This window comes from Thermoanaerobacterium sp. CMT5567-10, assembly GCF_030534315.2.
GTDB lineage: Bacteria > Bacillota > Thermoanaerobacteria > Thermoanaerobacterales > Thermoanaerobacteraceae > Thermoanaerobacterium.
This window is the reverse complement of the sequence record NZ_CP130558.2, coordinates 113,132-134,407: the sequence shown is the minus strand read 5'-3', so window position 1 is coordinate 134,407 and position 21,276 is coordinate 113,132. Positions and strand designations below refer to the sequence as shown.

Genomic DNA, 21,276 nt, shown 5'->3' with positions numbered 1-21,276 from the left:
CTCTTCTAGTTAATCTGGAAATAATTCATCGATCTTTTCTTTTTCTATTAATTCCAAAAAAGGCTTGTCTATAAAGTCACTATCATTAAAAGTTGAAACATCCTTATAAAATTCATGATCATAATTTCTTGTCTTAATGACAACTGGCATTGGTACAGCATGGCCTATTATTAAAGCTTGTTGCTTTTGGTCAAGGCTTGCCAATACATTTCTTAATTTTGAAGCGTTATTTACACCGGATAAAAATGAATTTATATCATTTTCATCTTCCAGTCTGCATGTAATTTTTGTGCCAATTTGTGACATTACTTCTGTGTCAATTTGAGATGTCCTCTGATCCACAATCAACAATGTAACATTATATTTTCTCATTTCTCTTGCTATTTCCCCCATTGTAGTCTCTTTAGAAATAGATGGATCTAAAAATCTATGTGCTTCTTCCACTGCAATGACTAAAGGTATGGGGCCTTTGCTGTTGTTTGCTATAGCTTCTTCAGATTTTTTAACATACATGTCATGAATATGACGCGTTATTATGTTCGCTACTAACATGTAGCCTAATGTAGATACATTACCAAATTCTATTACGACATTTATTCCATTCTGTAAATAATCCATTATCTGTTTAATACAGTCATTTGGAGTCGCATTCATTAAAAAAGGTAATTTTGTGAATCTTTCTAATTTTCTTCTTAAAGCCTGCAGTGAACTTCCATTAGCACCTATTTCCAATGCATATTCATCGATTTCTGATGCATCTATGTTTAAAAAGTTATACAACCAATTATTGCCTTCTTTTTTCATTATTTGATATATACTCTCGATTGCTGTACTATTCAAGTTCAACATAGAATTTAAAAGTAAAATATCATCAGGAGTTATTTGATTGTAAGCTATATTTAAAACACCGTCTATAGGTACTTGTCTTCGTAAAGAAGATTCTCTGTCTAAAGTAAATATAGCAACTTTGCTTCCAAATAATTGCTTTAATCCCTTTACATAACCACTGTTTTCGCTTTTTGCACCATAACCATATTCGTTGTGAGCATCAAAAATGAGGCTTACAGCAAGCTTGGATTTTACTAATCCAGACAATAATAGTCTTGTCAAGTACGTTTTTCCTGTACCTGCACGTCCAAAGATACCTGTGCTTCTTTCAACAAGTTTTTTCAAATTTATGCAAATTGGAATGTCCATTTCAGGTGGTGTACCGATGTAGAAATTCTCATCCGAAGGCTCTCCAAAAACTGCATATATATCGTCTTTATCTGCGTCTAAAGCATATGAACCATAAGATGGTATTGATTTAACAGTCAATGCATTCTGATTTTCATCGACTTGTATCATTGGGGATAGTGTAATAACACCGTACACTCCTGTTCCTTCTATTATTTTTTCGTCTATCTCGCTATCAAAATCTGTTCCACTTATCATGATTTGAGGATTCACAGCTTCATATTTAATATCTGTTACCATGCATAAATATTTATTTTTCTTTCCAGTGACGACAACAAAATTGCCAACTTTTATATCCTCTATAATGCTGTCTCCTGTAAGCTTAATGTCTAGACCAGATGATATAGAACCTCTAAAAAGTTTACCTTTCATATGTTACACATCCTTTTTATTGTTACATATCTATCAAAATCATTTTTCAATAATCTTATTAATTCCTTACCTACATCTATTAAATAAGATTCTTCATGATCTGTAGCATAATATAAGTTTCTTATAGCAGCTGCAATAAGTTCATCTTCTACACCTGTTTTTCCGTTTAATATATATTTTATAAAGTTGAGATCTGCCCTTATATCATTTAAATCAATGTCATCACATTGATAAGTAAATGCGTGTATTTTTACTGGCTTAGGCGGGACTAATCCTATATATGTGTCTTTTTTATAGCCTATTATTTGAACATCAAAATACGTATGCATCAATTCAAAAATCTGTGGTTGTTGCATTTTTAACTCTTCTTCGGATAATCCAAATGCAACTGGCCTTCTTGTTTGATCATCACTCATCGTGGAAACATTATAGACAATACCATATATAGTTATATCGTTTGATATTGCCTTTACAAAACTTCCAAAATCAGGACCATCATTTAACTTTACAGATTGGCATGTGAATCTTAACGTACTTGTTTCTATTACTTCGCCAATATGATTCATAAAATACTACTCCTTTTTCTCTGTGATTTATATGAACGTGATACTTTTATGCCGTTTTTAATATATAAATTTGATAACATACCATAAAACAAATCTCTATCAGCACCTGTAACAACGGCTTGTTCGTGTGCTTCTGATAGCGATATAGGGTATCCATTTCCTTTTTTTGACTGATCATAGCATATGAAATGTACTAAATCTAAATTTCTTTTATCATCTGCAACCCAATATGGAATTTCTATTCTGGCAATTTCATGTCCTGTATTGAGATAAAAGAAAGCAATTTTATGCTCACCGTAATTTTCCAATATATGTGATGTACTTAAAAATAATGGAGACCTCTCTCCATTTTTAAGTATTTTAAAGAATAAATCTGCGTCATTTATTTTGTTTATTATGCTACATGGCAAACTTTTATCATTTTTTAGATAAGGACAATTATTGCAATTTACAAGATCTTGTGGACACAATGATATCCGAAGCATATTTATAAAATCATTGCTTTTAGGTGAACTAATATACCCAACAATAGGTGTGTTAAACTTTTGAGCAGTATTAAAAGTTCTAAGTATGCTGTCAATTATAAATTTCTCATTAGGATCTCCCTGTACCATCCATTCAATCAAAGTTCCGTCAATAAAAGCGATTTTATTTTCGTCTTGTACTCTTGATATACATTCGGCAACTTTGTTGTATTCCATAATTGTTCTTTTAAATGTTATATCTTTTGCGTTAATTAATGTTTTTATTCCACCATATTCCTTATACAGATCATCTTCATTAAAATATAAAGTCGGTTCTGATTTTAATTCGGCATTTGAATTTTTCCCGTAATTAAATATTACATAGCCTATGTTTATCAAGTAGCATAAGCGAACTTCATGCCTATCAGGCATGATTTGAGAACCATCTACTGCTATAACACTATAGTCTTTTGTTATTTCGCATACAGGCTTTATATCATTTAAGCTTTCTATAGGAATTGCAGTAAGCCAAGATGTTTTGCTTGACTTTATCTTTTTAATCAATTCATCTTCTGTGCCCTTTAATTTATTAAATTCGTCAAGAGCATTTTTCAAATCCTCAATCAACGTATTAAATACCTTTTTTTCACTCTCAACCAAAGTGTTAATCAAAAGAATTAATTTTGACCTATTTAGCAATTTAATTAACCTCCTCATCTAAGAGGGCTTTATTTATGTCTTCGATCATGAATCCCTTTCTGAATAAATAATTTTTGATTTTCAATTTGTCATTTGTGGAAATACGTTTTTTGATAATCAATTTTTTAATCGTATCTATTTCATCTTCATATAATTTATCAAGTTTAGATGCAATTATAGAAGGATCAATTCCTTTTCTATAAAGTTCATTGTATATTCTATATTTGCTGTAAAGCCGTTCCTTTTTTTCTTTTATATATAACTCTGTATAATACTCATCATCTATGTAACGCTGTTGAATCAATTTTTCTAAAACATTATTGATTATAGAATCATCGTAACCTATTAATTTTAATTTATCAATAAGCTCCTTTTTGGTTCTCATAGAATATGAAAGAAATTTTAGTGAATCATTATATGCACTTTTATTAACTAAGAAGTTTACATAATAATTATATTGTTCCTCATCTATGTCAATTCCTTCTTTTAAATCAAGTTCTTTTTTTCTTCATAAGAGACTGAAAATGCATATTTATTGTCAATATAAACATTAAATCGCATACTATTGTTTTTTTGTTTTTCGATGTTCGTAATCTTCATTTTATCACCCTTTATAGAAAAATAACCCTATATAGGGTTACTAATCTTGTTCAATTCCGTTGTCACTAACTGACTTTTTTGTTGTTACTAAAAGATTAAAATTTTCTCTAATTTTATTTTCTATTTCATCTGCAATTGGCTTATTATCTTTCAAATACTGTTTTGCGTTTTCTCTGCCCTGCCCAAGCCTTATGTCGCCGTAAGAATACCATGCACCACTTTTGTCTATTATATCGATGCTTGCAGCTAAATCCAAGATGCTGCCTTCTCTAGATATGCCTTCGCCATACATGATGTCAAATTCTGCTTGCTTAAATGGAGGTGCAACTTTGTTTTTTACAACTTTTACCCGTGTTCTATTGCCTACAACATCATTGCCCTGCTTTATAGCATCTACTTTTCTTACATCAAGGCGAATCGTAGAGTAAAATTTTAAAGCTCTACCGCCAGGAGTTGTCTCCGGATTTCCAAACATTACGCCAACTTTTTCTCGAAGCTGGTTTATGAAAACAGCTACAGATCTTGTCTTACTTATAACGCCAGATAATTTTCTTAAAGCTTGTGACATGAGTCTTGCCTGTAATCCTACATGAGCATCGCCCATATCACCATCTATCTCTGCTTTTGGAACGAGAGCAGCAACAGAATCGATCACTATTACATCGATAGCACCGCTTCGCACAAGTGCCTCCACGATCTCAAGAGCTTGTTCACCAGTATCAGGTTGGGAAACTAATAAATTATCAATGTTAACACCAACGTTTTTGGCGTATGCGGGATCCAATGCATGTTCAGCATCGATAAATGCACCGGTTCCTCCTAATTTCTGTGCTTCAGCTAATATATGCAGTGCAATAGTCGTTTTACCAGAAGATTCTGGACCAAATATTTCTATGATTCTTCCTCTTGGTACTCCTCCCACTCCTAAAGCTATATCAAGGTCAATAGAGCCAGTCGAAATAACCTCTACATTAAGTTTGCTGTTATCGCCAAGTCTCATTATCGAGCCTTTCCCAAATTGTCTTTCGATTTGATTTATAGCCATATCAAGGGCTTTTTGTTTTTCTATCATAATTTCTCCTCCCGCCAAATTTAGGCAATCCTCATAATTCAATTATATATTAGGAAAATTTAATAGTCAATTTTTAATCCAGTCAAATGTCTTCTCAACATGTCAAGTGCATGCATTGCAGAATTTAATCTTACTTTATCTCTATTACCATTTGAAATTAATTTTTTTACGTATACTTCATCTTTGTATGCAAGTCCAATATATACTAATCCAACAGGTTTCTCAATCGTACCTCCACTTGGGCCAGCTATTCCTGTAATAGATAGTCCGTAGTCTGTTTTTGAAATATTTTTTACGTTCATAGCCATTTCTCTTGCCGTCTCTTCACTTACAGCACCATGTCGTCTGATAATCTCGCTCGAAACTTCCAAAATATTTTCTTTTGATTCGTTACTGTATGTTATTGCGCCAAATTTAAAGACTTCAGAAGCACCTGGTACGCTTGTAATTTTTTCTGATAACAATCCACCTGTGCATGATTCAGCCGTAGAAAGCGTAAATCCTTTGTCTTTCAGCAAATTAAGAACTATTGATTCCATAGTATCATCATCTACACCAAAAATATATTCACCAAAAATTTTTCTCAAACTTGTTTCAATGTCATCAATCATTTTTTTGGCCTTTTGAACATCATCAGACTTGGCAGTTATTCTTAATGTAACAAAACCATTTCTAATAAGTGGCGCAACAGTTGGGTTTTTTGATAACAATATATCGCTTACCATCGTCTCAACTTGTGATTCTCCTATGCCAAATATTTTTATTACCCTAGAAACAATAATGTCGTTGCTTAATGACTTTAGGAACGGGTAAACATAATTATTAAACATAGGTATCAATTCTGAAGGAGGTCCAGGCAATATCACAACTTTTTTGCCGTTTTTTTCAAAAATACATCCTGGTGCTGTACCATTGTCATTTGACAAAATTTTAGAACCTTCTGGAAATAAAGCTTGCTTGTAATTATTTTGCGTCATTTTCCTCATTGATTTTTTAAAATACGCTTCAATCTTTAATTTTGTATCTGCGTCTTCAATAAGTTTAAGTTCAAAAAATTCTGCCACCGTTTCTTTAGTTAAATCATCCATTGTTGGACCTAAACCACCAGTTAATATTATGATATCAGAGCGATTTGAAGCAATTTTTAGACATTCTAAAAGCCTATTTTTATTATCACCTACATTGGTTTGAAAGTAGACATCAATTCCCAATGAGGTTAACTTTTCGGATAAAAATTTTGCATCTGTATTTGCTATTTGCCCAAGAAGAAGCTCTGTACCGACAGATATTATCTCACATTTCAACAATAACACCTTCTTATTCCAATATTATGTTTCTACATTTTATGATATAATCTATGCCCGAATATACTGTCAAAAATAATGCAAGATATATTGCTACAGTAGAAAACGGAAAAAAGATATATTCAAATGGGTAATTATTTAACATTAGAGAAATAATTGCTATTATTTGAAATGTAGTCTTGTATTTTCCAAGGTTACTAGCTGCAATTACCACGCCTTTATCGGCACCTATTGCTCTTAATCCTGTTATTATAAACTCTCTAGATAAAATAATTATCACAATCCAACTTTGAATACGACCAAGCTGAATTAAAACAATTAAAGCCGAAGAAACCATAATTTTATCGACAAGGGGATCCATAAACTTACCTAGATTAGTTATTTGATTGTACTTTCTTGCTATATATCCATCTAGTTTGTCCGTTAAGGAAGCAATCGCAAATAAAACTGCTGATATTATGTTGCCGTATTTAATACCAGATAGCATAACAATTATAAAAAAAGGAACCAACACCAGTCTTGCTATAGTAATTTTATTTGCTATGTTCACAACAACTCCCCCATTAAATCATAATCAAACGCTTTGGAGATTCTAACTTTGACAAAATCGCCAATATTTAATTTTCTATCTGCCTTGACAAAAGTAACCCCGTCAATATCGGGTGCGTCAATATAACTTCTACCATAATATAAACCGTCTTTATAACCCTCTACAACAATTTCTAATTCAGTACCTATTAAGCTCTTATTATTATTCAAAGATATATTTCTTTGTAAAAGCATTATTTCGTTGTACCGTTTTTGCTTTATCTTTTCTGGAACTTGATCTGGCATATCATACGCTTCAGTATCTTCCTCTCTAGAATACGTAAATACACCCAATTTATTAAATTTCTTTTCTTTGATAAAGTCTTTCAAATCATCGAATTCAGCATCTGTCTCACCTGGAAATCCAACTATAAATGTTGTCCTTATTACCATCCCAGAAATAGTACGAAGTTTGTCTATTATTTCTTCAATTTTTTCTTTTTGTGTATTTCTTTTCATCCGTTTAAGAACATTATTATTTGAATGTTGCAATGGCATATCAATATATTTCAGTAATTTACTATTTGTTCTGATTTCTTCTATTAGTTCATCAGTTATGCTGTCTGGATAAGCATATAAAATTCTTATCCATTTTATTTCATCTATTTTAGACAATTCTCTCAATAAAGTTGGTAACATAAATTTCTTATATATATCAATGCCATATTTTGTTGTATCTTGTGCAATCAAAATTAATTCTCTTACACCATTTTTAGCCATTATTTTCGCTTCATTAACTAAATCCTCAATTTTAACACTTCTATAATGACCTCTAAGCTTTGGTATTATACAAAAAGAACATTTATTATTACACCCTTCTGCAATCTTCAAATAACCATAATGTTTTGGAGTACTTAACATTCTCGGTGAGTTTGCATCATCTAATTTATCAGCATGGCCATATTCTAAAACACGCTTGCCATTTAAAGTACTTTCGATTATTTCATATATTTTTAGAAAATCACCAGTTCCTATAACAGCATCTAATTCTGGTAAATTGCTTAGAAGTTCTTCTTTATATCTTTCAGATAAACAACCAGCTGCTATTAAAGATTTTAATCTTTTTTCTTTAAGCTTACCCATTTCAATTATATAATTAATTGATTCACGCTTAGCACTTTCAATAAATCCGCAAGTGTTTATAATCAATACATCGGCATCATTTTCGTTATTTACAATGTTATATCCTTTTTCTTTTATTATTCCAAGCATTTTTTCAGAATCAACTGTGTTTTTTGCACAACCCAGTGATATTATTCCGACATTTACCATTTAAAACTCCTTTCATTTAATTAATTCTTCTTTATTTACAAAGAAAAGTATATACTATATAAATTATATTGTAAAGAATGTTATCTACCCGTTATCTTTTTTATTTCCTCTTCTGAAAGCAATATTTGCCTTGGTTTGGAACCATCATAACCGCTTATAATTCCCTTTTGTTCCATTTGATCAATTATTCTAGCTGCTCTGGCATACCCTATACGAAGCCTTCTTTGCAACATTGATATAGAAGCTTGTCCGGTTTCTATAATAACATTAATTGCATCGTTCATTAATTCATCTTCTTCTATATCTTTATTTAATGAATTTTTAGGCTCAACAAATATTTCTTCATATTTTGGCTCTGATGTATTTGTTTTTAAAAAGTTTACTATATCCTCTACCTCTTTATCAGATATAAAAGCACCTTGAACGCGTATTGGTTTTGATTCACCAATCGGATAGTACAGCATATCACCTTTCCCTAGCAATTTTTCTGCACCTGCCATATCCAATATGGTTCGCGAATCTATTTGAGATGTAACTGCAAATGATATTCGTGATGGTATATTGGCCTTTATGACACCTGTTATTACATCTACTGAAGGTCTCTGTGTTGCAATCACTAAATATATACCAGCAGCTCTTGCCATTTGTGCTAATCTGCATATGTATTCTTCTACTTCGGCAGGTGATACCATCATAAGATCTGACAATTCATCAACAATAACGACTATTTTAGGCATTGCATTGACGCTATGTATTTTATTATATCCATCAATATCTCTAACATTGTTTTCTGCAAAAGTTTTATACCTTTCTGTCATTTCATTGACAGCCCAGTTAAGAACACCTGCAGCTTTTTTAGGATCAGTAACAACAGGCGTAAGTAAATGTGGAATCCCATTATATATATTTAATTCGACAACTTTTGGATCTATTAATATCATCTTCACTTTGTCGGGAGAAGCTTTAAATAAGAGGCTTACAATCAATGTATTTATACAGACACTTTTTCCTGAACCTGTAGCACCAGCTATTAATAAATGTGGCATTTTAGATAGATCAGCAACAATTATATTTCCAGTGATATCTTTGCCTAATGCTATTGTTAAATCTGATTTGCTATCTCTAAACTTTTTCGTATCAAGAACTTCTCGGAGGGTTACAACCGATATCTTTTCGTTTGGTACTTCAATGCCAACAGCAGATTTACCCGGAATTGGCGCTTCAATCCTTACAGATGGTGCCGCAAGGCTTAATGCAATATCGTCAGTTAAACTAACTATTCTACTAACTTTAACACCAGGACTTGGCTGTATTTCGAATCTTGTAATAGCTGGTCCTCTGCTGACCTGAACTACTTTTGCATCAATAGCAAAGTTTTTCAGAGTTTGCTCTAATTTTCTAGCGTTTTCTATTATTAAATTATTATTAAGTTTTTGTTGTGGTGTACCTTCTTTCAACAAAGTTATAGGAGGATAAATATAATTATCATTTGCTTTTTCCTCATTTCCCTTTTTTATTGATTGAATATCATTTTCTATCTGATTTACTTTTTCTTCTTTTTCTTCAAAAACTGGTTGGATAATTTTTAATTCTTCTTCCTTACCATGTTTTATTTTTTTTCTTTCCCTTTTACTTATAGGCTCCTTTTCTATTGTAGTTGGCATATTGTCTTTATTTTCTATTTTTAATACCTCTTTTTTGCTTTTATATAAGTCTATCAATTTAAATATGTATTTATATGCTGATTTTATAGCTTCAATGAAAGAGATATCTGTAAGAATTATACCGCAAATAATTGCTGTGGCGATTAATAGTAACCAACTTCCTACGATTCCTAAAAACTTGATAAGTACAAATACAATAATAGCAGCAATCGCACCACCACCTGAGTTTTTATTGCCATATTTTACGCTTTCGATTACATAATTTTTAAAAAGTCCAATATCATGATACAAATATATTTGAGCTATACTTATAAAACATAAAAATATAATTAATAGATAAATAATTTTCTTATAATCTAAAAAGTCTTTACTTTTAAATAAAAGAAATAATGCATATATAAAAATTAATAGAGATAAGGCATATGCTCCAATACCAAATAAACTTTTTAACAAAATTACTATTTCTTTACCAACAATACCAGTCGTATCTGAATAAAGGCTAATTAATGAAATAATTGAAAAAGTTAAAAATATTATACCAAGTATTTCATCACGAAAATTGTTTTTTGCTTTTACTTTCATTATTATCACCCAATAATTAATTCTACATTTTTCATTAGAATCCTTTTTATCAAAAAAATAGATGTGTTAAACACATCTATTATAGCATAATTTATATTTTTTTAAAATCAATTGTATTTCCTGGCATATATTTAGTTTCTAAATAATCATTCGGATTTGTTGAATATAATCTTATAATTTTATATCTGTTTTCTTCTTTTTCTAAAAGAAACATTTTTCCTTCTATATTTGTTTCGATAATATTATCTTTTATATTATCGCGATGTTCAAATATAAGCTCATATGGTATTATTGTATATAACATTACATATCACCTTTTATTTTCTTTTTCTTTAATCAACTGTTGAAGTTTATTTATTGCTTCAGAAACACCTCCAACTTCATCGATTAGGCCATAATCTACAGCTTCCTTACCTACTAAAATGGTGCCCACATCGTTTGCTAATTCTCCTATTTTTAGCATAAGATTCATAAAAGCGTCTCTTTTAATTCTTGAATTTCTTATCACAAATTCAACTATTCTGTCCTGCATTTTATTGAAATAGTCAAATGTTTGAGGTACACCTATTACTAATCCTGTCATCCTTATAGGATGGATCGTCATTGTTGCACTTGGCACTATAAAAGAATAATTAGACGACACTGCTAGAGGCACTCCTATACTATGTCCACCACCCAATACAATTGATACTGTTGGTTTCGATAAGCTAGATATCATTTCCGCTATTGCTAATCCTGCTTCAACATCACCGCCCACTGTATTTAAGAGTATCAAAAGGCCTTTTATTTGAGGATTTTCTTCGATAGCTACCAACTGTGGAATTATATGTTCGTATTTTGTTGTTTTATTTTGGGGTGGCAAAATAAGGTGCCCTTCAATTTGACCAATTATTGTAAGACAATGTATGCTACTTTCGAAGTTTGGTAAATTTGTTTGTCCAAAACTCTGTATGTTCTGTTGTACTGCTGTATTCGTTTGTGGAGGCAAGTCATCATTTTTAAATGTATCCATTTTATCACGCTCCTATAAATTTAGTATAAAAAAATTAGCGCATATTATGCGCTAATTGTAATTTTCTAGCTTAAATTCATCGTGCAAAACTTTAACAGCTTTATCTGCTTTATCTTGACTTACAAGGCACGATATAGTGTTATGAGAGTCAGACGTTTGATAAATTTCAATACCATTTTCAGATAATGATTTTATTATTCTTGCCATGACACCTGGCACACCACGTATTCTGTTGCCAATTATTGAAACTTTACTGCAATTTTTTCTTTTTTCGTATTTTATTTGATTTTCATTTAATAACTGTTCTAATTTTGTTAAATCAAACTCAGAAATAGTAAATATTTTTTTGTCAGGAAAGACATTTATTAAGTCAATGCTGATTTTTGCTTCTGCAATCTTCCCAAATATATCTTTATCATCTTTATCTAAATCCATAATAATTTGAACTCTGTTATTCATATTTGCTATTCCTGTAACAAGATTATCAGATTCATAAATATTATTATAAACATTGTTATATTGAGTAATTATGGTTCCAGGGCTATCACTCATTGTATTTTTTATTATTAACGGTATATTGCCTCTCATTGCGATTTCTACTGCGCGTGGATGTATAACTTTAGCGCCTTGTTCTGCTAGTTGAAAAACTTCATTATAGCTTATTCGCTTTAGTATATGTGCATTAGATACGATTCTAGGATCTGCAGTCATAATGCCATCTACATCTGTATAAATTTCAACAGCATATGCCTTCAATGCTTCCCCCAGCAGTGCAGCAGTCGTATCGCTGCCACCTCTACCTAATGTTGTCACATCACCATCTACTGTTATTCCTTGAAAACCGGCCACAACAGGAATTATATTTTGATTTAAAGCATCAAGAATGTACTGCGGCTCTACTCTAATTATTTCTGCATCTCCGAAATTATTATCTGTAATGATTCCTGCTTGTCCTCCAGTAAAAACTTTTGATTTATAGCCTTTGCTCATTAATGTATTGGCAAAAATTACACTTGAAATGATTTCACCACAGGACATTAATATGTCAAGTTCTCTTTTTGGCATATCCTTATATATGGATTTTGCAAAGTTAATCAATGTATCAGTTGCATAAGGATCTCCACTTCTTCCGATAGCTGATACTACGACAACAGGCATAAATCCTTGTTCAATAGCATCTCCTACTTTTGAAACTGCCATATTTCTTCTTTCAGCTGTTGATACTGATGTGCCTCCAAATTTTTGAACTAAGATGTTCGTATTAACCACCCTTTCATTATATGTCATGCCAAATAAAAAATCATTTTAATAATATTATACTTTATTGTGTTAATAAAGAAAAGTACATTTTCGTTTATTAACAATCATGAAAATTTTCTCATCTTATCGAGTTCAACTTCGACAATTATCATATCGTTGCCTATTTTTTTAATGTATTCCCAAGGTATTTCTACGTAATTAGGCTTGCTTCTGAAAAGAGAGCCTTTTGATTCGTATACAATAATTGAATTTATTTCCCCTGTATTTTCATCTATTATAAGATCTGAATCTTCTATCAAGCCAAGTCTTTTGCCGTCATTTAAATTGACGATTTCTTTATTACCAAATTCACTTAACCGCATTTTACCCTCCCCCTTAAAATTATAGACCTGTATGACCAAAACCATTTTCACCTCTTTTAGTATCATCCAATTCGGATACTTCTAGTATCTCGGGTGTTTCTACTTTGTTTATAATCATTTGTGCAATTCTAAGACCTCTTTTGACGATAAAGTCTGATTTTCCTAAATTAATGATTATTAATTTAATTTCACCTCTATAATCGGAATCAATGGTGCCTGGTGAGTTTAACATTGTTATACCATTTTTTAGCGCAAGTCCACTTCTTGGACGAATTTGTGCCTCATATCCTTCGGGTAATTGTATCATTATACCTGTTTCAATCAATTTAATTTCGCCTGGTTTTATTATTACATCTTCTTTAACTTTTGCATACAGGTCCATGCCTGCAGCACCACTGCTCATGTATTTTGGCAGAGGCAAATCTAGAGCATCATTGGTTTTTTTTATTTTAAGTACTATTTTGTTGTTCAATTTAACCATCCTATCTGTTTTTTATTTACATTTCCTACTACAGAAATTCCTAACTGATCTATATTAAATATTTTTTTTGCAAGATTATTTACATCTTCATATTCAATAGACTTTATTTTATTTATTATATCATCAACAGTGTAAATTTTCCTCAGAAAAAGAAGTGACTTTCCCATTACAGACATTCTGCTGCTGATGCTATCCATATCCATTAAAATACTTATTTTTAGTTGTTCTTTAAATTTGTCGATTTCATCTTCTGAAAAACCATTTTCTTTTACGCTGTATATTTCATCACTAATTATTTCATATACTGTCTTTAAATTTTCGATTGATGTACTAGCGAATATTGTAAATGCTCCAGTATCAATATATGTAGAAGGATATGAATATATTGAATATACAAGCCCTTTTTCTTCGCGAATTTTTTGAAATAGTCTAGAGCTCATACCACCTCCAAATGCATTGCTAATAATAGATAAAGAATATATATTTTCAAATGAATATTTTATACTAGGCATACTTATACATATATTTATCTGCTCATATTCTTTGCTTTTTAATATAATTCCTTTGTTCCAGTTAGGTTTCTCTAAAAATATCTCTGTCTTTGAAGAAATTACTTCTGCTGTTTTTTCGGCAATAGAATCAAATATTGAATCATCAAAATTTCCAGCAATAGAAATGACAATATTTTCTTTTATATAATTGTTTTTATAATATTTTATTAACATGTCTTTATCAAAAGATTTTACAGTATCTTCTGTTCCAAGAACCGGATATGATAATGAATTGCCATTCCAAACAAGGCTTGACAGCATATCATATGCAAGATCTTCTGGAGAATCATTATTCATATTTATTTCTTCGATAACTACTTTCTTTTCCTTTTCTATATCGTCATCTTTGAAAAAAGGATTAAATACCATGTCAAAAAGTACATCAATTGCTTTTTCTACGTATGACTTATATACTTTTACATAAAAGCAAGTACTTTCTTTTCCTGTAAATCCGTTTAGCTGTCCTCCAATGTTATCAATTTCTTCTGCTATGTCTTTAGCACTTCTTCTTTTTGAGCCTTTAAACACCATGTGCTCGATAAAATGAGATATACCATTTTGTTCTTTTTTTTCATGCCGTGAACCTACTTTCAGCCATATTCCTATATAGACTGAACTTACGTATGGCATTCTATAAGCTACTACGTCTATATCATTAATCTTCTTTTGTATGTACATTTACTACCTCCTCGATTAGATTATTTTAAAATATTTGAAACGTTAGTAATTACATAACCTTTCTCCTTTAAATCATTTATAATAGTAGGTAACGCTTCTACCGTTCCTTTCGTGGGATGCATTAATACTATTGCTCCATTATGTGCTTTTTTTACAACTCTGTCGATAATATTGTTAACTCCTGGGTTACTCCAATCAATGGTATCAAGACTCCAAAGAATAACTTTATATCCCAAATTTTCGGCGGTTTTTACAACGTCATCGTTAAAATCGCCGTATGGTGGAGCAAAAAGATTGGGTTTAACACCAGTTATTTTTTTAAGCACATCTCCAGCCCTTGTAATATCTTCTGCATATTTTTCCTTGCTCCACTGCGTATATTTAACATGGGTATATCCATGACTTGCAATTTCGTGGCCTTCTTTTGAAATCTGTTTAACTATTTCTGGATTCTTTTCTACCCATTGCCCTTCAAAGAAAAAAGTTATTTTTATATTATTTTCTTTAAAAATTTCTAACATTTTCGGAATATATTCATTTCCCCATGCTACGTTACACGCAAAAGCTATCTTTTTTTCGTTGGCATCTCCTCTATATATAGGATCATTTGTGTTAAATGTAGCTATAGAATGATTTATTAATATGCCTAGTAAAATTATTGCAATAATTATTACTAAAATCAATAAAATAGATTTTTTAGGGTATTTTATATAATATATTTTCAATGCTAACACCACCTTATCTATTTTCTTACTAAATTTTATTAGATGGTGTTAACATATATTACATTTTTATTAAATAAAAAACATAAACCATAAGTGGTTTATGCATTTTACACTTCCTTGTCATTTTTAGATTCGTCTGGCAAAGCATCTTTCCTTGATAAATTTATTCGTCCTTGTTTATCAATCTCAGTTACTTTTACTAAAATTTCATCTCCTATGTTTACAACATCTTCAACTTTATTTACATGTTTTTTATCTAGTTTTGAAATATGCACTAATCCTTCTTTACCGGGTGCAATCTCGACAAATGCACCAAATGAAGCAATTCTAGTAACCTTTCCTAAATATATTGCACCAACTTCTACATTTTTTGTTATTGCTTCAATGATCATTTTGGCTTTTTCGCCAGCTTTTAAGTCAGTTGATGATATAAACACTCGTCCATCATCTTCTATGTCTATTTTAACACCCGTATCTGCAATTATTTTATTTATTGTTTTACCACCGGCTCCAATTATATCTCTTATTTTTTCAGGGTCTACATTTAAGCTAATTATTCTTGGAGCATAAGGAGATAATTCTTTTCTAGGTTCTTTTATTGTTTCTAACATTTTATTCAAAATAAAAAGTCTACCTTTTCGTGCTTTTTCTAGTGCTGCTGATAGAATGTTGCGATCAATACCAGCAATTTTTATATCCATTTGAATTGCTGTTATTCCTTTTTCGGTACCAGCCACTTTAAAATCCATGTCACCAAGAAAATCTTCTATTCCTTGTATGTCTGTCAGAATCGATACAGTTTCACCCTCTTTAATAAGTCCCATAGCAACACCTGCAACAGGTGCTTTAATCGGGACACCAGCATCCATAAGTGCCAACGTACTTCCGCATACACTTGCTTGAGAAGTAGAGCCGTTTGAACTTAGCACCTCCGATACTAATCTTATTGTATATGGAAACTCTTCTTCGGATGGTATCATAGGCTCCAGTGCTCTTTCTGCTAACGCACCATGTCCAATTTCTCTTCTTCCGGGCCCTCTTAATGGTCTTGTTTCACCAACACTATAAGGAGGAAAATTATAATGATGCATATATCGCTTGGATTCTTCATCACCTAAGCCATCTAATATTTGTATATCTCCAAGCGGTCCTAATGTTGCGACTGTCATCACCTGTGTTTGTCCACGAGTAAAGACTGCTGAACCATGTGTCCTAGGCAAAACTCCCACATCGCAAGTTATAGGCCTTATATCATCAAGTCCTCTTCCATCTACTCTTATTTTTTCTTCAGTGATCATTTTTCGCATTTGTTCTTTTGTGATTGTGTATAGGACCTCATCGATATCAGCAAGGTTGTCTGGATACTCATCTTTAAAATGCTCTAGTACTTCTTCTTCTACTTTGTCTATGTTATCATTTCTTTCCTTTTTTTCCTCTGTCCTAAGTGCATTATATATTTTTTCTGTTGCAAATTCTCTTACAAGATGTTCTAAATTACTGTCTATTTCATGTATAGTTACCTCCGCTTTAGGAAGTCCTACTTCTTTTACAATACCTTCTATAAACTCTACTATTTTCTTTATGTACTCATGAGCGTACATAATTGCATCTAACATTACTTCCTCAGGAACTTCATTAGCACCTGCTTCAACCATCATAATAGCGTCTTTTGTACCAGAAACAGTCAAATGAAGATCGCTTTTTTCCCTTGTAGCCAAATCAGGATTAATTATAAATTTTCCGTCAACTAGTGCTACTGACACTGAACCCGTAGGGCCATTAAACGGAATGTCTGATATAGATAATGCAACCGACGACCCTATCATAGCAACAATTTCTGGCTGTACATCAGGATCAACAGATAAAACAGTAGCAATAACTTGTACATCATTTCTATAACCATGAGGAAACAATGGCCTTATAGGTCTGTCTATTAGTCTTGATGTTAAAATAGCTTTTTCTGTAGGTTTACCTTCTCGTTTAATAAAACCTCCTGGTATTTTACCTACAGAATACAGCCTCTCTTCATAATCAACACTTAACGGGAAAAAATCAATGCCTTCCCTTGGCTCTTTTGAAGCGCAAGCCGTCACTAATACCACAGTATCACCATATCTGACAAGTGCACTACCATTAGCTAGTTGTGCCAGTTTTCCAGTTTGGACTATTAATTTTTTCCCAGCAAGATCAAGTTCGAAATTTCTTTCCATATTATCCTCCTTTCATCCTTAATATATTTTTTCATAAACAAAAGCTTTAATACAGAAAAAAGAGCGAGGTTACCCGCTCTATTTTCTTAAATCTAACTTTTCAACGATGGCACGGTACCTGTCCATATCCTTCTTCATTAGATAATTTAATAATCCTCTTCTTTGACCAACCATCTTAAGCAAGCCACGTCTTGAATGATGATCTTTTTTATGAACCTTTAAATGTTCATTCAAAGAATTAATTCTCTCAGTAAGTAATGCAATCTGAACTTCTGGAGAACCAGTATCTTTCTCATGAATTCTGTTTTGTGCAATAATTTCATTTTTTCTTTCTTTGTCTAACATGATTTCACCTCCGCTTTTAAATTCGCCAAATAGCATTGATAACGCCGGTGAACGTATATCAAAGCTATGGTAATTACGGATATAATTTTATCATAAAAATTTAATTATGTAAAATATATTTATGAGATTTTGCAAATACATAATCTTTTTTCATCTGTTCTATGAGTTCTTCTTCACTATTAAATTTTATTTCATCCCGTATGCGCTTAATAAATTCAACTTCTATAAACATACCATAAATATTTTCATTAAAATCTACTATGTATGTTTCTACAGACAAGTTATTGACATTAAAAGTAGGATTAATACCAACGTTCGTTATACCTAAAAAATATTTATTAAGTATTTTTACTCTTGTTAGATATACACCATTTAAAGGAATGATATAATCTCTATCAATACTTATATTTGCAGTTGGAAATCCTAGCTTTCTCCCTACTTTTCTCCCGCTAATGACATAACCTTCTAAGCTGAAATATCTTCCAAGACACTTGTTGGCTTCTTCAATTTTACCTTCTTGAATCAAAGAGCGTATATAACTGCTGCTAATTATGATTTCATTCAACTTTACAGGTTCAATGACTTCAACTATGTAATTATAAATTTTAGAAAAACTCTTAAGCAATTGAATATCACCACTGGCTTTATAACCAAATCTATAATTTTCCCCTACTATAGCAATTTTCATATTTAATTTGTCGATGAGAATATCCTTAATAAAATTTTCAGGCGGTAGTAATGAAAAATCTTTATTAAAGTCAAAAATTATGACATAATCGAGCATAAACTTAGAGAATTCCTCTAATTTTTTTCTATTAGTTATTAAAAGTTTAGGGAAATTTTTTTTACGTATCGTCTTCATTGTATGCTGTCTGAACGTAAAAACAGAGCTTGACATATTGTTAATCTTAGATAATTCAATGGCTTTTTTTATTAATTCTTGATGTCCAAGATGAATTCCATCAAAATTTCCAAGAGCGATCACCTTTTTATCATTATACTTTTTTATGTTATATTCATCGAGTATTACCAATTAGTCATCAGCTCCAAATAATAATCTTTCAACATATATCTTAGAACTACCTACTTTGCCAATACCAATAAACAAATTATCTGGATTATACAGTTTAACAAAATTAGAATGCACGTCTAAATAATTGTTTTCTATCGGGTTTCCATGTATTATTTTTTTGTAGTCAAGATTATTAAGGTGAATATCTGGAAATGGCAAAATATTACTCATTTCAATCATTTTGTATTTATCAGTCTTAATATCTTCTAATGTATATGAATTTTCTAGAGAAAATGGCCCAACATTTATTCTAACCAGCATAGACATATATCCTGCGATATTAAGTTTATCACAAACATCTCTTACAAGAGCTCTTATATATGTGCCTTTTGAGCACTTTACATCAAACATTATTCTGTATGGTATATCATATGATACAAGCTTTATATCATATATGGTTATTGGCGAAGCTTTAATTTCAATATTTTTGCCTTCTCTCGCATATTCATAAAGTTTTTTTCCATTGATTTTTTTTGCAGAATAAATAGGTGGTACCTGTAAAATATCACCTTTAAATTTCGTTAGAACCTCTTGTATTCTATCAATGGTAAAAATTTTTACAGGTGTTACTTCTGTTATGTTTCCAAACTTGTCAATACTGTCTGTTGAAAATCCAAAAGTTATCTCTGCCCTGTAAGTCTTGCTTTGTGATACTACATACTGGGATAATTTAGTCGCTTTTCCAATACATATAGGCAAGACGCCAGCTGCTCCTGGGTCAAGTGTCCCAAGATGTCCTATCTTTTTTATATTAAATTTTTTCCTCAAAAAAGATACAACATCATGCGACGTCATACCAGGTGGTTTTAATACATTTAAAAATCCATCCATATAATATCACTCATTTAGCTCATTTTTTATTAATTCTAAGACTTTATTTTTTACTTCATTTATACTGCTATTTTTTAAAAATCCCGATGCTCTAACGTGTCCACCACCGTTAAATTCTTTAGCAACTTTATTTACATCTACATAACTTTTTGACCTTAAACTTCCCTTTACCAAACCATCTTTCTCTACTAACATAACCGCAACTTCTACACCATCTATATCTCTTCCGAAATTGATGATATTTTCAACATCTGAGATATTTGTTCCCGTTTCTATAAAATCTTCTTTTTTTAATTCCATATATGCGACTTTTTTGTTAAAATAAAGTTCCAATTTATCTATAGCTTTGCTTATTAATTTTAGTTTGCTGTATTTTATGTTGTGAAAAATTATATCAGAAATTTTGCTTACAGAAACCCCGTTATTTATTAAATCACCAGCAACTTCATGAGTAAATGATGTTGTTGAACTATACATAAAATTTCCTGTGTCTGTAACAACGCCTACATATAAACTTTCTGCTATTTCTTGATCTAAATCAATACCTAGTATTTTTATTAACTGATAAACAATCTCTGCTGATGAAGCTGCATTTGTATCGACATAATTCATATTAGCGTACAAAGTATTTGACACATGATGATCTATATTTATTGATTTAGGAACTACTTTTAATAATTCTCTTCCACTTCCCATTCTCTCAGCATCTGCACAATCTACTGCTATTAGTAAGTCTGCCTTTTTATTGATGGGTCTTGTGATTTTATCTGTATACGGTATGAACTTATAAATATCAGGTACAACATCATCGATGAATATAGATATATCCTTATTCAATTTCTTCATTGCTTTATATAAGGCAGTAATACATCCAATGCCATCGCCATCTGGTGATACATGTGTTACGGCAACTATTTCTTTCGCTTCATTTATGGAATCTAATATGTCATTTAAAATCATTTGTCTTCACTCTCTTGTTTATTTAAGTCTTTCAATATCTTTGAAATGTGTGCGCCATATTCTATCGAGTTATCTATTTCAAATATCAATTCAGGAATATATTTTAATTTAATTCTTTTGCCGAGTTCATGCCTTATAAAACCTGTTGCGTTCTTTAACCCTTCTAAAGTACTTTTTTTCTCATCATCATTGCCGTAAACGCTAATATAAACTTTTGCATATCTTAAATCTTTTGTAACTTCAATATCCGTTATACTTGTCATATTACTGATTCTAGGGTCTTTTATTTCTTCAAAGATCATTTTACTTACTTCTTTTTTTATTTCCTCCGATAATCGTCCACTTCTGTACTGCATTTTTATTCATCCTT

The 21,276-nt window shown here is 31.2% G+C and carries 22 protein-coding genes; all 22 read right to left on the bottom strand.

The window, feature by feature from the left end:
• Window positions 1-9: 9 nt before the first annotated feature.
• The 22 genes from Q2T46_RS00725 to rbfA all read right to left on the bottom strand — a co-directional run bounded on the left by Q2T46_RS00725 (window position 10) and on the right by rbfA (window position 21,262).
• On the bottom strand, window positions 10-1,608 hold the full coding sequence (locus tag Q2T46_RS00725; RefSeq protein ID WP_303264682.1) for an ATP-binding protein: 1,599 nt from the start codon (window positions 1,606-1,608) through the stop codon (window positions 10-12).
• Window positions 1,605-2,174 carry an HAS-barrel domain-containing protein gene (locus Q2T46_RS00720; protein ID WP_303264683.1) on the bottom strand — a complete coding sequence of 190 codons (570 nt, stop codon included), beginning with the start codon at window positions 2,172-2,174 and terminating at the stop codon, window positions 1,605-1,607. The genes Q2T46_RS00725 and Q2T46_RS00720 overlap by 4 nt, the downstream gene beginning before the upstream one ends.
• Entirely contained in the window at window positions 2,171-3,337 is a 1,167-nt protein-coding gene (locus Q2T46_RS00715; RefSeq protein WP_303264684.1) for a DNA double-strand break repair nuclease NurA, read from the bottom strand. Before Q2T46_RS00715 ends, Q2T46_RS00720 begins: the two co-directional genes overlap by 4 nt.
• Before the next feature lies 1 nt (window position 3,338).
• The gene (locus Q2T46_RS00710; RefSeq protein WP_303264685.1) at window positions 3,339-3,722 is read right to left on the bottom strand and encodes a regulatory protein RecX; all 384 of its coding nucleotides are present in this window, start codon (window positions 3,720-3,722) and stop codon (window positions 3,339-3,341) included.
• Window positions 3,723-3,977: 255 nt separating this feature from the next.
• Entirely contained in the window at window positions 3,978-5,009 is a 1,032-nt protein-coding gene (recA, locus tag Q2T46_RS00705; protein WP_303264687.1) for a recombinase RecA, read from the bottom strand.
• 59 nt (window positions 5,010-5,068) lie between these two features.
• Window positions 5,069-6,313, bottom strand: coding sequence for a competence/damage-inducible protein A (locus Q2T46_RS00700; protein ID WP_303264688.1), 1,245 nt, complete (start codon window positions 6,311-6,313; stop codon window positions 5,069-5,071).
• A 13-nt stretch (window positions 6,314-6,326) separates the two neighbouring features.
• Window positions 6,327-6,863: a CDP-diacylglycerol--glycerol-3-phosphate 3-phosphatidyltransferase gene (pgsA, locus tag Q2T46_RS00695; RefSeq protein WP_303264689.1), complete on the bottom strand. Its 537-nt coding sequence runs from the start codon at window positions 6,861-6,863 to the stop codon at window positions 6,327-6,329.
• On the bottom strand, window positions 6,860-8,173 hold the full coding sequence (rimO, locus tag Q2T46_RS00690) for a 30S ribosomal protein S12 methylthiotransferase RimO (RefSeq protein ID WP_303264690.1): 1,314 nt from the start codon (window positions 8,171-8,173) through the stop codon (window positions 6,860-6,862). Before rimO ends, pgsA begins: the two co-directional genes overlap by 4 nt.
• 80 nt (window positions 8,174-8,253) lie before the next feature.
• The gene (locus Q2T46_RS00685; RefSeq protein WP_303264691.1) at window positions 8,254-10,419 is read right to left on the bottom strand and encodes a DNA translocase FtsK; all 2,166 of its coding nucleotides are present in this window, start codon (window positions 10,417-10,419) and stop codon (window positions 8,254-8,256) included.
• 91 nt (window positions 10,420-10,510) lie between these two features.
• Window positions 10,511-10,723, bottom strand: a complete 213-nt coding sequence (locus Q2T46_RS00680) for a YlzJ-like family protein (RefSeq protein ID WP_015311604.1) — start codon at window positions 10,721-10,723, stop codon at window positions 10,511-10,513.
• Between the two features lie 6 nt (window positions 10,724-10,729).
• On the bottom strand, window positions 10,730-11,431 hold the full coding sequence (locus Q2T46_RS00675) for a ClpP family protease (protein ID WP_013297878.1): 702 nt from the start codon (window positions 11,429-11,431) through the stop codon (window positions 10,730-10,732).
• 51 nt (window positions 11,432-11,482) lie between these two features.
• A complete protein-coding gene (gene dapG / locus Q2T46_RS00670) occupies window positions 11,483-12,718 on the bottom strand; it encodes an aspartate kinase (RefSeq protein ID WP_303264692.1) in 1,236 nt (411 codons plus the stop codon).
• A 77-nt stretch (window positions 12,719-12,795) separates the two neighbouring features.
• Complete coding sequence (locus Q2T46_RS00665; protein WP_303264693.1) at window positions 12,796-13,053, bottom strand: YlmC/YmxH family sporulation protein; 258 nt, start codon at window positions 13,051-13,053, stop codon at window positions 12,796-12,798.
• Between the two features lie 19 nt (window positions 13,054-13,072).
• Complete coding sequence (gene dut / locus Q2T46_RS00660; protein WP_311062288.1) at window positions 13,073-13,534, bottom strand: dUTP diphosphatase; 462 nt, start codon at window positions 13,532-13,534, stop codon at window positions 13,073-13,075.
• Window positions 13,522-14,763, bottom strand: a complete 1,242-nt coding sequence (locus Q2T46_RS00655; RefSeq protein ID WP_303264695.1) for a pitrilysin family protein — start codon at window positions 14,761-14,763, stop codon at window positions 13,522-13,524. The genes dut and Q2T46_RS00655 overlap by 13 nt, the downstream gene beginning before the upstream one ends.
• A 20-nt stretch (window positions 14,764-14,783) precedes the next feature.
• Complete coding sequence (locus Q2T46_RS00650; protein ID WP_311062287.1) at window positions 14,784-15,488, bottom strand: polysaccharide deacetylase family protein; 705 nt, start codon at window positions 15,486-15,488, stop codon at window positions 14,784-14,786.
• 107 nt (window positions 15,489-15,595) lie between these two features.
• Entirely contained in the window at window positions 15,596-17,698 is a 2,103-nt protein-coding gene (locus Q2T46_RS00645; RefSeq protein ID WP_303264697.1) for a polyribonucleotide nucleotidyltransferase, read from the bottom strand.
• A 78-nt stretch (window positions 17,699-17,776) separates the two neighbouring features.
• Complete coding sequence (gene rpsO, locus Q2T46_RS00640) at window positions 17,777-18,043, bottom strand: 30S ribosomal protein S15 (RefSeq protein WP_399388663.1); 267 nt, start codon at window positions 18,041-18,043, stop codon at window positions 17,777-17,779.
• 100 nt (window positions 18,044-18,143) lie between these two features.
• On the bottom strand, window positions 18,144-19,076 hold the full coding sequence (locus tag Q2T46_RS00635) for a bifunctional riboflavin kinase/FAD synthetase (protein WP_303264698.1): 933 nt from the start codon (window positions 19,074-19,076) through the stop codon (window positions 18,144-18,146).
• Entirely contained in the window at window positions 19,077-19,946 is an 870-nt protein-coding gene (truB, locus tag Q2T46_RS00630) for a tRNA pseudouridine(55) synthase TruB (RefSeq protein ID WP_303264699.1), read from the bottom strand.
• A 6-nt stretch (window positions 19,947-19,952) separates the two neighbouring features.
• Window positions 19,953-20,906 carry a bifunctional oligoribonuclease/PAP phosphatase NrnA gene (locus Q2T46_RS00625; protein ID WP_303264700.1) on the bottom strand — a complete coding sequence of 318 codons (954 nt, stop codon included), beginning with the start codon at window positions 20,904-20,906 and terminating at the stop codon, window positions 19,953-19,955.
• Window positions 20,903-21,262 carry a 30S ribosome-binding factor RbfA gene (gene rbfA / locus Q2T46_RS00620; protein ID WP_303264701.1) on the bottom strand — a complete coding sequence of 120 codons (360 nt, stop codon included), beginning with the start codon at window positions 21,260-21,262 and terminating at the stop codon, window positions 20,903-20,905. Before rbfA ends, Q2T46_RS00625 begins: the two co-directional genes overlap by 4 nt.
• Window positions 21,263-21,276 lie beyond the last annotated feature (14 nt).